This window comes from Streptomyces canus, from assembly GCF_041435015.1.
Taxonomy (GTDB): domain Bacteria; phylum Actinomycetota; class Actinomycetes; order Streptomycetales; family Streptomycetaceae; genus Streptomyces; species Streptomyces canus_G.
This window is the reverse complement of record NZ_CP107989.1, coordinates 355835-370845: the sequence shown is the minus strand read 5'-3', so window position 1 is coordinate 370845 and position 15011 is coordinate 355835. Positions and strand designations below refer to the sequence as shown.

Here is a 15011-nt window from a genome sequence, read left to right as displayed (position 1 = left end):
CGTCGGCACCCACCGTCTCCCCGCGCCACGCCCCGACAGGAAACAGCCATGAGTGAGCTCGACCAACTACCCGACCGGGACACTGAGGAGACCGCCGAATGGCAGGCGTCGCTCGACGCGGTCGTGCGGAACGCGGGGCCGGAGCGGGCCGGGTATCTGCTGCGACGGGTGCACGAGTTCGCGGCCCGGTCCGGTGTGTCCCTGCCCGGGCTCCTGACCTCCGACTACATCAACACGATCCCGGCGTCGGCGCAGCCGGCCTTTCCCGGTGACGTAGCCATGGAGTCCAGGATCACCGCCCTGAACCGGTGGAACGCGGCGGCGATGGTGACCCGCGGCTCCCGCTTCGGGCTCGGCGGCCACATCTCCACCTACGCTTCGGCGGCCTGGCTGTACGAGATCGGGTTCCACCACTTCTTCCAGGGCAAGGACGGGTCCGGCTCGGGCGATCAGCTGTACTTCCAGGGCCATGCCTCGCCCGGCATCTATGCCCGCGTGTTCCTCGAAGGGCGCCTGAGCGAGGCGCAGTTGGACGGTTTCCGGCGGGAGGTCGACGGTCATGGGCTGCCGTCCTACCCGCACCCCCGACGGCTGCCGTGGCTGTGGGAGTTCCCAACCGTGTCCATGGGCCTCGGTCCGCTCGCCGCCGTCTACCAGGCCCGGTTCAACCGCTACCTGCACGCCCGGGGCATCAAGGACACCTCCGCCTCGCGCGTGTGGGCCTTCCTCGGGGACGGCGAGACGGACGAGCCGGAATCGACGGCAGCGCTGGCTCTCGCCGCTCGCGAGCGTCTCGACAACCTCACCTTCGTCGTCAACTGCAACCTGCAGCGTCTGGACGGGCCCGTGCGGTCGAACTCCAAGATCGTGCAGGAACTCGAGGCCAGGTTCCGCGGTGCGGGCTGGAACGTGGTCAAGTCCCTCTGGGGCAAGGCTTGGGACCCGGTTCTGAGGCAGGACACCACAGGCGCTCTGGTGCACCGTCTCGGCGAGGTGCCCGACGCCCAGTTGCAGACGTACGCCGCCCGGGATGCCACGTACATTCGCGAACACTTCTTCACGGGCCATGCGCTCTCCGGTCTCGCCGCGGGGCTGAGCGACAGCCGGCTGACCGAGTTGTTCGAGAACTCCCGGGGCGGGCACGAACCGCTCAAGGTCTACGCCGCCTACCGGGCGGCCGTCGAGCACCGGGGCGCGCCGACGGTCGTCCTGGCACAGACGGTGAAGGGGCACACGCTCGGCTCGGCCTTCGAGTCGCGCAATGCCAACCACCAGATGAAGAAGCTGACCATGGCGCAGTTCCGCGAGATGCGTGACCTGCTCGAACTCCCCATCCCCGACAGCGCGTTGAGCGGCGATCTGGTGCCGTACTGGCACCCGGGCGAGAACTCGCAGGAGGTGCGGTATCTGCGTGAGCGGCGGGCGGAGCTGGGCGGCCCGGCCCCGGTGCGCAGGGTGGTCCCGAAACCGCTGAGGCAGCCCCCTGCCCGCCCGTTCGAAACCCTGAAGAAGGGCTTCGGCCATCAGGAAGTGGCCACCACCATGGCCCTGGTCCGCCTGGTCAAGGACCTGATGCGCGACCAGGAGACGGGACCGCGCTGGGTGCCGATCATCCCGGACGAGGCCCGTACGTTCGGCATGGAGTCCCTGTTCCCGACGGCCGGGATCTACTCGGCGGACGGTCAGACCTATGAACCGGTGGACGCGGACCAGCTGCTCTACTACCGGGAGGCCAGGAACGGCCAGTTGATCGACGAAGGCATCACCGAAGCCGGTTCCATGGCCGAGTTCACCGCCGCGGCGACCTCGTACGCCACCCACGGCGAGCCCATGATCCCGTTCTACATCTTCTACGCCATGTTCGGTTTCCAGCGCACCGGCGACCAGTTCTGGGCGCTCGCCGACCAGATGGGGCGCGGGTTCGTCATCGGGGCGACGGCGGGCCGTACGACCATGACGGGGGAGGGGCTCCAACACGCCGACGGGCACTCCCACTTGCTGGCCTCCACGAATCCCGCCGCCGTGTCCTACGACCCGGCGTTCGCGTACGAGATCGCGGTGATCGTGCGGGAGGGGCTGCGCCGCATGTACGGTGACCGGCCCGAGGACGTCTTCTACTACCTGACGGTCTACAACGAACCCAAGGAACAGCCGGCGATGCCCGCCGGGCCCGGGGTCGAGGAAGGCATCCTGCGGGGCATCTACCGGTTCCGGCCGGCCGAGCCCGCCGGAACAGCACCACGGATCCAGTTGCTGGCCTCCGGTACGGCCATCCACTGGGCGCTGAGCGCCCAGGAGTTGCTGCTGTCCCAGTGGGGCGTTCACGCCGACGTCTGGTCGGTGACCTCCTGGACGGAACTGCGCCGCGACGCACTGGACGCCGACCGGGCGCTGCTGCGGGGCGAGGAACGCGTCCCCTATGTGACGGCGGCGCTGGCGGACGCGCCCGGACCGGTGCTGGCGGTCAGCGACTGGATGCGGCAGGTGCCCGACCAGATCAGCCAGTGGGTCGGTCACGACTACTCGTCGCTGGGCACGGACGGGTTCGGGCTGTCGGACACCCGGGACGCCGTGCGGCGCTACTTCCGCGTGGACGCCGAGTCGATCGTCGTCGCCGCCCTGGACCGGCTGGCGCGCGCGGGCGCGGTCAGCCAAGAGGCGGTCGGGCAGGCACGCGAGTGGTACGGGTGGCGCGGGTGACCGTCGTGAACCCGCCGTCGGCCGGTTCTCCCGGGCGGGAGCGCTGGGACGCTTATGCGATCAGTGCGGAGTTCTACGACGTTCTGCAGGCGGAGCGGGACGAGGTCCGGGTGCGCTCGCTCTACCGCGACGACGTCCGCGGGGCCCGGGTCGGTGTGCTGGACGTCGGCGCGGGCACCGGGCGTGTCACGCTGATGAGCCTCCTGGAGTCACGGGTCCCCGTGCACGCGGTGGAGCCCGCCCGGTCCATGCGTACCCCGCTGATGACGCGTCTGGCCTCCCTGGGCGCGGAGCTCACGACGCGGGTGACCGTGCACCCGCACACGCTCGACGAAGCGGGACTGCAGGGGGTCGCGGACGTGGCCGTGTGCCACAACACCGTTGCCTGTCTGCACCCGACGTCGCGCCGGGCGCTCTGGCCGGCCGTCGCCGAGGCACTCGTGCCCACGGGGGTGCTGCTCGTCCAGCTCCCACCGGCTCACCTGCCGCCTCACCGGATCACGCACGTGCTGCCGGTGCGGACGGTCGGCCGGCACGAGTACGGGGGCCGCATGGTGACGTCGGCCGAGGAGGACCGGATCCGGGCACGGTTCGACTACTGGGTGCGCGAGGACGGGCGGCTGCTGCGCCGGCACGACGAGACGTTCTGGATGTGGCCGGCCTCCCGTACGGAGATGATCGCGGAACTGAAGGAGGAAGGTTTCATCGCGCTGCCCGAACGGCCTGATCCGTCCGTACTGGCCGTACGACTGGCGTGACGATGACACGCTCCGCCCCGTCGTCCTGACCCACCCGCCCCGCCGTACCATGGGCAAGCGCTTGCGCGAACGGGTCGGAACTGAAGGCGGCACGCATGGGTACGAGGGACGGCGCGGACTCCCTGGACGACACACACTCCCTCGACGGTACGGACTCCCTCGACGAGGCGACGAAGGTGTTCATGGCGGAGCGGCCCCGGCTCTTCGGCATCGCCTACCGCGTGCTCGGCAGCACCGCGGAGGCCGAGGACGTCCTCCAAGAGGCGTGGCTGCGCTGGCAGCACACCGACCGGGGCGCGGTCCGCGAGCCGAAGGCGTTCCTCGCCACCGTCACCGCCCGGCTGGCGATCAACCTCGCCCAGTCCGCCAGGGTGCGGCGCGAGTCGTACACCGGTCCCTGGCTGCCCGAGCCGATCGACACCCGCGCCGATCCGCAGTTGGGTGCCGAGCGGGCCGAGGCGCTCGACCTGGCGGTCCTCTTCCTCCTGGAGAAACTGAACCCCGTGGAACGGGCCGCCTATGTGCTGCGGCAAGCGTTCGACTACCCCTACCGGCAGATCGCGGACATGCTGGAGACCAGCGAGACCAACACGCGCCAGCTGGTGAGCCGCGCGCACAAGCGCATCTCCTCGGAGCGCCGCAAGCCCGTCGACCCCACGGAGCACCGACGGCTGATGGAGGTGTTCCTCGCAGCGGCACAGACCGGGGATCTGGCCGTGCTGGAGGACATCCTCACCGAGGACGTGGTCAGCTACACCGACGGGAACGGACTGCGCGGGGCGTCCCGGATTCCCGTCGTCGGCCTGGTGCACGTCTCCAGGTACCTCGCCGCCTTCGGCCCGCGCTTCTGGCCGGACAAGGAGATCGACTGGGTCGAGGCCAACGGCGGGCCGGCCGCCCTCGTCTCGGCCGGCGGGACGCCCGTGGTGCTGCTGACCCTCGACATCTCGGAACGCGGCATCGAGCGGGCCCTGTGGGTCATGAATCCGGAGAAAATGGCACGTTACGTGGCCTCTCGGGACGGCGACACCACGTTCTCCGCCTGAAGGAGGCCGTGCGCGTCACACGAGCGGGTACTCGTCGGTCTTCCAGTCATCCGGTCGTCCGGTATCCGGGGACGCCACGACGCGAAGGTGCGCTCACGATGACTTGCATCCCAGTTGGTCCGGCACGCCGCAGCACCACGGGAGTGACGCGGTGACCGAGCCGATCCAGCCGCCCGACCTGTCCACCGAGAACGACTTCGACGGGAATGCCTTCGCTCCCCTCTACACCACGACGGTGACCGTGAGCGGCGGGACGGCGTCCCACGGGAGAGCCTCGGGGAGGGCACGCTCGGACGACGGAATCCTCGACCTCGACCTGCGCCTGCCCGCCGAACTGGGCGGCGACGGCCGGGGAACCAATCCCGAGCAGTTGTTCGCCGCCGGGTTCGCGGCCTGCTTCCACGGCGCGCTGAGCCTCGTCGCCCGACAGGCCGCGCTCGACCCCGCCGCGATATCCGTCGAGGCGACCGTGGCGTTCGGCCGCAGTCCCCAGGACGGCGGATACGTCCTGCACATCGACCTGGTCGTCAGCTGGCCGGGCGTCACCCCCGAGGTCGCCACCCCGCTCCTGCACAGGGCCGACGCACTGTGCCCCTACGCGCGGATGGCCTGGCACGGCACACCGACCACCATCACGCTGGCCTCCTGAAGCCACGGCCGTGGTGTCACAGATCGCGGGACTGCCCGGTCGTACTGGATGAAGACCCCAGCGAACGGAGTGGACCGTGGCTGTCACCGAACAACGTCTTGCCACCATGGTGCTGGTGATCGGCACCGGAGGTGCCGGCCTGCGCGCGGCGATCGAACTGGCCGAGGCCGGCATCGACGTCCTCGCCGTCGGCAAGCGACCAAAGGAGGACGCCCATACGTCACTGGCGGCCGGCGGCATCAACGCGGCGCTGGCCACCATGGACCCCGAGGACAGCTGGCAGCAACACGCGGCCGACACCCTCAAGGAGAGCTACCTCCTCGCCGATCCCCGCACCGTGGAGATCGTCACCCAGGGCGCCGCCCGGGGCATCGACGACCTGGAGCGCTACGGCATGGCCTTCGCCCGCGAGGAGGACGGCCGGATCTCGCAGCGCTTCTTCGGCGCGCACAAGTTCCGGCGCACGGCCTTCGCCGGCGACTACACCGGCCTGGAGATCCAGCGCACGCTGATCAGGCGCGCGGAGCAGCTCGACATCCCGGTGCTGGAAGGGGTGTACATCACCCGGCTGCTGGTGCACGACGGTGCCGTGTTCGGGGCGTACGGCTTCGACCTCACCAGCGGCAGGCGCTACCTGATCCACGCCGACGCGGTGATCCTCGCGGCGGGCGGCCATACCCGCATCTGGCGGCGCACCTCCTCGCGGCGCGACGAGAACACGGGGGACTCCTTCCGCCTGGCCGTGGAGGCCGGGGCCAGGCTGCGCGACGCCGAGCTGGTGCAGTTCCACCCCTCCGGGATCATCGAACCGGAGAACGCCGCCGGCACCCTGGTCAGCGAGGCCGCACGCGGCGAGGGCGGCATCCTGCGCAACGCGCTCGGGGAACGCTTCATGTCCCGCTACGACCCCGAGCGCATGGAGCTGTCCACCCGCGACCGTGTGGCCCTGGCCGCGTACACGGAGATCAAGGAAGGCCGGGGCACGCCCAAGGGAGGTGTGTGGCTCGACGTCTCGCACCTGCCCCGGCAGACGATCATGACGCGGCTGCCCCGCGTCTACCAGACCCTGCTGGACCTGCAGATGCTCGACATCACCCGCGATCCGATCGAGATCGCGCCCACCGCGCACTACTCGATGGGCGGGGTGTGGGTGCGCCCGGAGGACCACAGCACCGACGTCCGTGGCCTGTACGCCATCGGCGAGGCGTCCAGCGGGCTGCACGGCGCCAACCGCCTCGGCGGCAACAGCCTCATCGAACTGCTGGTGTTCGGCCGCCTCACCGGCCAGGCTGCCGCGGCGTATTCGCAGTCCCTCACGGCGCAGCCGCGGTCGGCGTCGGCCATCGCGCAGGCCCGCGCGGAGATCGACGGACTCCTCGCCGCCGACGGGCCGGAGAACGTCCGCGCCCTGCAACGCGCCATCCGCGACACCATGACCGAGCACGCGGGCGTCGTACGTGACGAGGACGGCCTGTGCGCGGGACTGGCGGAACTCGCGGTGATCGAGAAGCGCATGGAGGCCGTCGGCATCCACCCGGACATCGCGGGCTATCAGGACCTCGCACACGCCTTCGATCTCAAGTCCGCCGCGCTGGCGGCCCGGGCCACCCTCGAATCGGCGCTGGAGCGCCGGGAGACGCGTGGCTGTCACAACCGCAGCGACTACCCCGGCCTGGATTCCGCTCTGCAGGTGAATCTCGTGTGGTCCCCGACGACGGGCATCACCCGCGAGAGCATTCCGGCCCTCCCCGAGGAGATTTCCTCCCTGATGGAGGAAGTCTCGACCACGGGCAAGCTCGTCGAATAGAAGGTGTCACAAACAGATCCGGTGCCCGGTCTCTACTGATACAGGCATCAGTGAAACTCGAAAGGAATTCCGTTATGAAGGTCGTAGTGATCGGTGGAACCGGGCTCATCGGCTCGAAGGTGGTCGCCGGGCTCGGCGCGCACGGGCACGAGGCGGTCGCGGCGTCGCCCAACACCGGCGTCAACACGCTGACGGGTGAGGGCCTCGCCGAGGTCCTGCAGGGTGCGTCGGTGGTGGTCGACGTGTCGAACTCGCCCTCGTTCGAGGACGAGGCCGTCATGGAGTTCTTCCGCACGTCGACGACCAATCTGCTCAAGGCGGAGACCCAGGCCGGCGTGGCGCATCACGTGGCGCTGTCCGTGGTCGGTACCGACCGCCTCCAGGGGAGCGGGTACTTCCGCGCCAAGCAGGTCCAGGAAGACCTGATCAAGACGTCCGGCAACCCCTACTCCATCGTCCACGCCACCCAGTTCTTCGAGTTCGCCAAGGGGCTCGCCGACGGGGTCACCCAGGGTGACACCGTGCACCTGCCCGACGCCAAGATCCAGCCCATCGTCTCCGACGACGTGGCCGCGGCCGTCGCCCGCACCGCGGTCGGCGCACCGGTGGGCGGCGTGGTGGAGGTCGCCGGTCCCGAGGCGTTCTCGCTGGAGGAGTTCATCCGCATGGGACTGACCGCCCAGGACGACCCCCGCAAGATCGTCACGGATCCGCAGGCGACGTACTGGGGCGCCCCGCTGCAGGACAACACGCTCCTGCCCGGCCCGGACGCGCACATCGCGGAGACCCGGTTCGCCGACTGGCTTGCACGGCAGAAGTAAATTCTCTAGGTGGCCCTCACCGAAAGGAGAGGGCCACCGCGTTCATTCCGCCAGGAAAATGGCTCGCGCTGCTCAAACGCACATTCATGGAGACACGATGTCCCTGATCGATGAGGACCGCGTCGACCTCACAGCGACATTCGAATCGCTGACCGCCGAAGCCGCCGCGCTTCGTACCCGGGTCACGGAACTGCGCCAGGAACTCGCGGACCTCGGCGAGCGCATGAACGTCATTTCCACCGCACTGAACCGGCATGCGTCCCACCGCTGATCACCTCGGCCGGGCCACGGCCGCCGCCCTGCCGTAGGCGGGCGCCGCGCCCGGCTCGCTCGGGTGAGATGCCGGTCCTGAAAGCCGCGGAACAAGGCCGTGGCAGGACGCGCCGACGCGGGGCTACGTGTCGGCGCCGTCGAACCCGGAGCCGTGGCGACGGGCTGAGCCCGGGCACGTCGCCGTCGACGAGGTAGCGCCCGCCCGGGCCAGACCCGCTGACACCTGCCGCAGCGGTCACCGCCGACCGCCCGCATCCGTCGACAGCACCTTTTCCAGGTGCCCGAGGTCGCCGGTCTGGGCCGCCGAGAAGAACGCCTGAACAAGACGCCGGTGCGCGACGGAGTCGACCTGCTGCCTGGGGTGGTCCCCATGGAGCCGCCGCTGGGCGCGTGCCACCTGCTGCCTCGTGTTGACGACGCTGAGCTGCAGGATCTCCGCGATCCGGTCGTACGGACAGCCGAAGCCTTCCCGCAGGACGTACGCGGCGCGTTGCCTCGGAGTCAGGGTTTCCATCAGCAGGAGAACCGCTCGCTCGACGGCGTCCTGTCGCTCGGCCACCTCTTCGGGGCCCGCGTGGTGGTCCACCCGCTCCGGGAGCGAGGGGCTGTCACAGGACTCCCGGCGCTTCCAGGCGGACTGGACGACGTTGATGGCCAGGCGGACGGTGGTCGTCCTGAGCAGTGCCGGCGGATTGGAGACGGCCGTGCGGTCGGCGTCCTGCCACCGCAGCCACGTCTCCTGGATGACGTCCTCGGCTTCGTGCGCGTTTCCGACAATGTGCCTGGCGAGAGTGAGCAGCCCCGGCCTGGCCTGCACGAACACCCAGGTCGCGTCTTCCAGCGCGATGACGGAAGTGCCCGTCGCCCCCCGGCTCTGTCCGGTCTCGGTCAGATGTGTGTCCATGTCCGGCTCCTGTGCTCCGTGGGTCGGCAGCTCGAAGAGCAGCCGGCACCAATGTCGCGCCGGAGGGCAGCCCGGCGCGCCCTTGGAAGGCCGTAGGGGAGTGCGTGGTCGTGCCGTGGGAGGTCCGTGGCCCGCCGGTCCGGACCGTCGTTCCGGTCGTCACCCGACCCACCACGTTCACTCGAAGTCGGAGGTTCTCCGCTTTCGCAGCCGTTTACGATGGATCAGGCTCGCCTCGGTCGCACCACGGCCGCTGTGATCCGGCTACGCACCGGCCGACGCGCCGCCTTGAGGACCTGACGTGGGAGGCTGCCATGACGAGCCGCGGTTCCGGAGCCGGACTCCTCGGCAGGCACAGCGAGCGTCAGACCCTCGACGATCTGCTGGCGAGTGCCAGGGACGGGCGCAGCGGAGTCCTGGTCCTTCGGGGTGAGGCGGGGATCGGGAAAACCGAGCTGCTGAAGTACCTGCTGGGTCGCGCCACCGGATGCCGCACCGTCGGCGCTGCCGGCGTCCAGTCCGAGATGGAGCTCTCCTACGCCGGCCTGCACCAGCTCTGCGCACCGCTGCTGTCGGGACTCGACAACCTTCCGGAGCCTCAGCGCGACGCACTGCGCACGGCGTTCGGGCTGCACGGCGGAGCCGCGCCCGACCGGTTCCTGGTGGGCCTGGCCACGCTGAGCCTCCTCTCCGACGCCGCCGGGAGCGAGCCGCTCATCTGCGTCATCGACGACGCGCAGTGGCTGGACCGCGTCTCGGCTCAGACCCTGGAATTCGTCGCCCGCAGGCTGCTCGCGGAATCGGTGGTGCTCGCCGTCGCCGTGCGCGAGCCGACCACCGGTGAGATGTTCACCGGCCTCCCCGAGCTGCCCGTGACCGGGCTGTTCGAGGAGGACTCCCGAAAGCTTCTCGCCTCGGTCGTCACCGGCCCGCTCGATCACAGGGTGCGTGATCGCATCGTCGCGGAGACCCACGGCAACCCACTCGCCCTGCTCGAACTGCCCCACACACTCACGGTGCTGGACCTGACCGACGACTTCGCGCGCGCCGGCGCGGGGCCTGTGTCGAACCGGCTGGAGCAGGACTTCCTCCGCCGCGTCCAGGCGCTGCCGGCCGAGACGCAACGCCTGCTGTTCCTCGCCGCTGCCGAACCGGTCGGCGACGTGACACTGCTCAGGCGTGCGGCCGAGCGGCTGGGAATCGCCGTGGACGCGGCCGCGGCGGACGCCGAGGCGTCGGGATTGATCACCCTCGGCGCCTGGGCGCGCTTCCGTCACCCGCTGGTGCGTTCGGCGGCCTACCGCGCGGCAGGCCCGGTCGACCTGCGCGAGGTGCACAGAGCCCTGGCGGACGTGACCGACTCCCAGCAGGATCCGGACCGTCGGGCGTGGCATCTGGCGCGTGCGACGGCGGGACCCGACGAGGCCGTGGCCGCCGAGCTGGAGCGGTCGGCGGCCCGGGCGCAGGCGCGTGGCGGAGTGGCCGCGGCGGCGGCCTTCCTCGACCGGGCTGCCCAGCTGACGCCCGACCCCACGCGTCGTGGAGCCAGGGCGCTGGCGGCGGCACAGGCCAAGTACCAGGCCGGCGCTTTCGACGCCGCGCGGGAACTGGCGGGGGCGGCCGAGCTGGGTCCCCTCGACGACCTCGGAGCCGCACGGGCGATTCTGCTGCGCGGACGGATCATGACCGCGTCCAACAGCGCCGGCGCCGGCCTGCCGCTGCTGCTCGAAGCGGCCCGGCGACTGGAGCCGCTCGACGCCGGGCTCGCCCGTGAGACGTACCGGGACGCGATCTACGCGGCCCTCACCGCCGGCCGGCTGCCGCAGGGCAAGGGGATTCTCGACGTCGCCCAGGCCATTCTCACGACGCCCACGCCCGCCGAACCGACACGCGACGATCTTCTTCTGGACGGCCAGGCGCGGCTGACCACAGAGGGTTACGCCGCGGGCGCGCCGATGCTGCTCCAGGCGCTGGCCGCGTTCCGCGCCGGCGGGATCCCCCCCAAGGAAGGGCTGGGCTGGCTCCCGCTCGCATGCCGCCTGGCCCACAGCACATGGGACTTCGAGAGCTGGTCCGTCCTGTCGGCACGGCTGGTCGACCTCGCCCGCGAGACGGGAGCCCTGTCGGTGCTGCCGTCGGCACTTCTGCTCCGTCTGTCGAACCGGGTCTTCGCCGGCGATCTCGCCGGTGCCGGCTCCCTGGTCGCGGAGGCGACGGCGATCGGTGAGGCGACCGGCAGCAGCTTCTTCGCGCACTACAGCGCGCTGGTCGTCGAGCCCTGGAAGGGCAGGGAGGCCACGACCCAACAGGCGATCGATGCGGTCACCCAGGATCTCCTGCTGCGCGGGGAAGGAAAGGTGGAGACCGCCACGCAGTGGGCCGCGGCGGTCCTCTACAACGGCCTCGGCAGGTACGCGGAGGCGTACGCGGCCGCCCTGCGGGGCTGTGAGAATCCGCAGGAACTCGGTCTCTCCCTCCAGTCCACGGTCGAGCTGGTCGAGGCTTGCGTACGGCTGGGCAGACCCGCGGACGCGGCCGCGGCGGTCCGCCGAATCAGCGACATGGCGCAGGCGGCCGGTACCGAGTGGGCTCTCGGCACCGCGTCCGGCGTCCGCGCCCTGGTGAGCGAAGGGCAGCTTGCCGATGCCCTGTACCGTGAGGCGATCGAACGGCTCGGCAGCGCGGGGGTGCGGATGAACCTCGCCAGGACCCACCTGCTGTTCGGGGAATGGCTGCGCCGCGAGAACCGCCGAGCCGACGCCCGTGCTCACCTGGGCATCGCCCACGACATGCTCAGCACCATCGGAGCTGGGGCGTTCGCCGAACGAGCGCGCCGCGAACTCCAGGCGACGGGAGCGAGGGTCCGCAGACATTCCGCCGCGACGCAGGCGGCCCTCACCCCCCAGGAGGAGCAGATCGCCCGCCTGGTCCGTGACGGTCTCACGAATCCCGAGATCGGCGCCCAGTTGTTCATCAGTCCCCACACGGTGGAATGGCACCTGCGGAAGGTGTTCTCGAAGCTGGGCATCACCTCGCGCAAGGAGATCCGCACCATACGTCTCGCCGGCGAGGCGGCGTCGGCCTAGGCATGGTCCTCCGTGCGCTCCTTGTGCAGCACCTGGTATTCCTGCGCGGTCGGCTTGGCGATCTGCGCACGTTCTCCGTAAAGGCTCTGACTGCACCAGGAACGCAGCCGCCGGGCAAGACGGAATGCGATCTTGAGGTGATCTGTTCCGTCCCCGACGCCCGGACCGATCGGCTTGTACTGCTCGTGCTGGGTGAGGACGTGGAGTTGTTCCTGGCTGAGCGGCTCGTGCACCTCGACGAATTCCCCGTTGGGCATGCGTGTGATGATGCCGGTCTCGCGTCCGTGCAGGACCTTGTCGCGGTCGCTGCGCTGCAGGCCGAGCGCCAGTCGTTTGGTCAGCGCATACGTCACGACAGGAACGACGAAGAGTCCGATGCGGACCGACCAGGTCACCGACTCGACCGAGACGTGGAAACGCACGGCGATGATGTCGTTCGCGGCGCCGATCAAGGACACCAGGTAGAAACTGAGCCATGCGACGCCAAGTGCCGTTCGTACGGGACGGTTACGCGGTCGGTCCAGAAGGTTCTGCTCGCGTGTGTCACCGGTCGCCCAGGACTCGATGAACGGATACGCGCCCAGGGCGAGGAAGAGGCCGACCCCCACGGTCAACGGAATCAGGTTGTCGAGCGCCAGGGTATGACCCCAGAAGTCGACTTCCCAGCCCGGCATCACCCGAAGCAGCCCGTCCGCCACGCCCATGTACCAGTCGGGCTGTGACCCGGCCGAAACCTGGTCGGCACGGTAAGGCCCGTACTGCCAGACGGGGTTGATCTGTGCGACCGCAGCCATGCCGAAGATGACACCGCTCACCAGCAGGAAGTACCCGGAGGACTTGACGACGCGTACCTTGGCCGGCACTCCCACGACATTGTTGTTGGTGCGTCCACGGCCCGGGTACTGAGTGTGCCCGTGGTAGAGCATCAGGGCCAGATGGGCGGTCAGCAGTCCCACCATGAGGGCGGGGAGGACCAGCACATGGATGGTGTTGAAGCGGGCTACCAGCTCGGTGCCGGGGAACTCGCCTCCGAAGAGGAACATCGACAGGTACGTTCCGATGATGGGAATGGACAGGATTGTTCCGTTCACCACGGCGAGGCCGGTACCGGACAGCAGGTCGTCCGGGAGGTCGTATCCCGTCAGTCCGGCGAACATGGCGAGGACCAACAGCAGGAATCCGATCAGCCAGTTGATTTCGCGCGGCTTGCGGAAGGCGCCCGTGAAGAACACCCGCATCATGTGGGTGAGCAGGGCGGCGACGAAGACCAACGCCGCCCAGTGATGGGCCTGCCGTATCAGCAGACCGCCGCGGACGTCGAAGGATATGTGCATGGTGGAGTCGAAAGCCTCCGACACCGTCTGGCCGCGCAGCGGTGCGTAACTTCCGTTGTACTGCACTTCCTTCATCGACGGATGGAAGTAGAAGGTCAGATACACGCCCGTGACGACGAGAACGACGAAGCTGTAGAGGCAGATTTCCCCCAGCATGAAGGACCAGTGGTCCGGAAAGGCCCGTCGTGCTCTTTCCCTGACCAGCCGGCGGACGCCCAAGCGCCCGTCGGCCCAGTCGGCGACCCTTTCACCCTTGCTCATGGCATTGCCACCCATCACATACCGCTGGGACAGGCTTGTGCGCGCCGGGTGTCGACTCCACGCATCGCTCGGCGTTCGCTTTCCGTCGTTCCGCCCCAGATGCCGTCCACGCGTCCCGCCCGCACGGCCCAGTCGAGGCACTGCTCCGCGACGGGACAACGGCCGCAGACAGCCTTCGCCTCGTCGACCTGCCGAAGCGTGGGACCGATGGTGGATATGGGGAAGAAAAGCTCGGGATCTACGCGCAGGCAAGCTGCCCGTTCACGCCAATGCATGGCATGGTCACCTCGTTCAGTAGTCAAGGGAAAAGAAGTGCGTCGCTGTTCTGTAGGACCGGGCAGCCCGCGCATGTGTGACACACGGCCGCGACGAGCCCGTGTCACACCGTCCGGGAGTTCCCGGTCTTACGGGGTGAGCCGACGCCCCTGCCGCGTGCGGGGCAGCGCGAGCGAGAGCGAGGATGGCTGATGGACCCGAGCGATGCGGTGCCGATCGACGAGCTGTGGGAGGAGCGTCGGTTCCTGCTCGATGTCGCTCACTGGATGCTGGGCGACCCGGGCGCGGCGGAAAGCGTCGTCGACGAGGCCTATCACCGCTGGTACGGGCTGTCCGACGCAGCGCGTCGGCAGATCACCGTCCCCCGGTCCTGGCTGGCGAAGACCGTGGGCGGGATCTGCCTGGACCGCCTCGCACGCCCCGGCCGGGGCGCGGCCGGCCCCGAGGAGGGGCACGGGGCACGGCCGTCGGAGGTGGAGGAGGAGGCCGGGCGGGTCGTGCTGAACGCGCTGGAGTCGCTGTCGACTGCCGAGCGCGCCGCATTCGTGTTCCGTGCCTTCGGGATGGCCCCGGGCACGGTCGCCGACATCGTGGGCCGCCCCGAGCCGGAGCTCGCCGAACTCGCCGAACGGGCCAGGCAATGGCTGCGGCTGCGGCGCACCCGCTCCACGACACCGCGGCAGCATGACGCCGTCGCCCGCGCCGTATGCCGGGCGTGCGTCTCCGGCGACGGGGAACTGCTCACGTCGTTGCTGTGCTCGGACGCGACGGCGTTCTTCGACGGTGGCGGCAAGGTACGGGCGTTGACCGGGCCGGTCCATGGCTGTCGGCCGGTCGCCGACAGCCTCTTGACGCTCCTGACCCGAAGCCCGCACACCACCCTGACCACCCATTCCGTCAACGGCCGCACCGGCCTTGTCGCCCACTACGACCGCCGGGTCGCCGCTGTCATCAGCCTCGACGTCTCGGACGACCGTGTCGCCCAGGTCTGGGTCATGCTCAACCCCGACAAACTACGGTCGTGGAATCAGCCTCCTACCGACGGTGTCGCCGGCTCGGTCGAGGGCCCGTGACAGCGAGGAGGAGGTCATGGCAC

Annotated in this window: 12 protein-coding genes; 9 read left to right on the top strand and 3 right to left on the bottom strand. The window is 69.7% G+C overall.

Going from position 1 to position 15011, the window contains the following annotated elements; all coding sequences use genetic code 11:
• The first annotated feature begins 48 nt into the window (after positions 1–48).
• From aceE to OG841_RS01730, 7 genes are all read left to right on the top strand, one after another.
• The gene (aceE, locus tag OG841_RS01760; protein WP_371562806.1) at positions 49–2700 is read left to right on the top strand and encodes a pyruvate dehydrogenase (acetyl-transferring), homodimeric type; all 2652 of its coding nucleotides are present in this window, start codon (positions 49–51) and stop codon (positions 2698–2700) included.
• Entirely contained in the window at positions 2697–3458 is a 762-nt protein-coding gene (locus OG841_RS01755; RefSeq protein WP_328643143.1) for a class I SAM-dependent methyltransferase, read from the top strand. Before aceE ends, OG841_RS01755 begins: the two co-directional genes overlap by 4 nt.
• A 95-nt stretch (positions 3459–3553) precedes the next feature.
• On the top strand, positions 3554–4504 hold the full coding sequence (locus tag OG841_RS01750; RefSeq protein ID WP_328643144.1) for an RNA polymerase sigma-70 factor: 951 nt from the start codon (positions 3554–3556) through the stop codon (positions 4502–4504).
• 151 nt (positions 4505–4655) lie between these two features.
• Positions 4656–5153, top strand: coding sequence for an Ohr family peroxiredoxin (locus tag OG841_RS01745; protein ID WP_328643145.1), 498 nt, complete (start codon positions 4656–4658; stop codon positions 5151–5153).
• Positions 5154–5259: 106 nt separating this feature from the next.
• A complete protein-coding gene (locus OG841_RS01740) occupies positions 5260–6960 on the top strand; it encodes an L-aspartate oxidase (RefSeq protein ID WP_371570526.1) in 1701 nt (566 codons plus the stop codon).
• Between the two features lie 74 nt (positions 6961–7034).
• Positions 7035–7781 (top strand): SDR family oxidoreductase, encoded by a 747-nt coding sequence (locus OG841_RS01735; RefSeq protein WP_371562801.1) that lies wholly within the window; start codon positions 7035–7037, stop codon positions 7779–7781.
• 97 nt (positions 7782–7878) lie between these two features.
• The gene (locus OG841_RS01730; RefSeq protein WP_328643147.1) at positions 7879–8052 is read left to right on the top strand and encodes a hypothetical protein; all 174 of its coding nucleotides are present in this window, start codon (positions 7879–7881) and stop codon (positions 8050–8052) included.
• Positions 8053–8289: 237 nt separating this feature from the next.
• Here the strand turns inward: OG841_RS01730 and OG841_RS01725 are convergent, their stop codons facing one another.
• Positions 8290–8958, bottom strand: a complete 669-nt coding sequence (locus OG841_RS01725; protein WP_328643148.1) for a sigma-70 family RNA polymerase sigma factor — start codon at positions 8956–8958, stop codon at positions 8290–8292.
• Between the two features lie 314 nt (positions 8959–9272).
• Here OG841_RS01725 and OG841_RS01720 point away from each other — a divergent pair, with 314 nt between their 5' ends.
• Positions 9273–12044 carry a helix-turn-helix transcriptional regulator gene (locus OG841_RS01720; RefSeq protein ID WP_328643149.1) on the top strand — a complete coding sequence of 924 codons (2772 nt, stop codon included), beginning with the start codon at positions 9273–9275 and terminating at the stop codon, positions 12042–12044.
• Here the strand turns inward: OG841_RS01720 and qcrB are convergent.
• Entirely contained in the window at positions 12041–13639 is a 1599-nt protein-coding gene (gene qcrB, locus OG841_RS01715) for a cytochrome bc1 complex cytochrome b subunit (protein ID WP_328643150.1), read from the bottom strand. The genes OG841_RS01720 and qcrB overlap by 4 nt on opposite strands.
• A gap of 14 nt (positions 13640–13653) precedes the next feature.
• The gene (locus OG841_RS01710; protein ID WP_328643151.1) at positions 13654–13914 is read right to left on the bottom strand and encodes a WhiB family transcriptional regulator; all 261 of its coding nucleotides are present in this window, start codon (positions 13912–13914) and stop codon (positions 13654–13656) included.
• 192 nt (positions 13915–14106) lie between these two features.
• Here OG841_RS01710 and OG841_RS01705 point away from each other — a divergent pair, with 192 nt between their 5' ends.
• Positions 14107–14988: an RNA polymerase subunit sigma gene (locus OG841_RS01705; protein ID WP_328643152.1), complete on the top strand. Its 882-nt coding sequence runs from the start codon at positions 14107–14109 to the stop codon at positions 14986–14988.
• Positions 14989–15011: the final 23 nt, after the last annotated feature.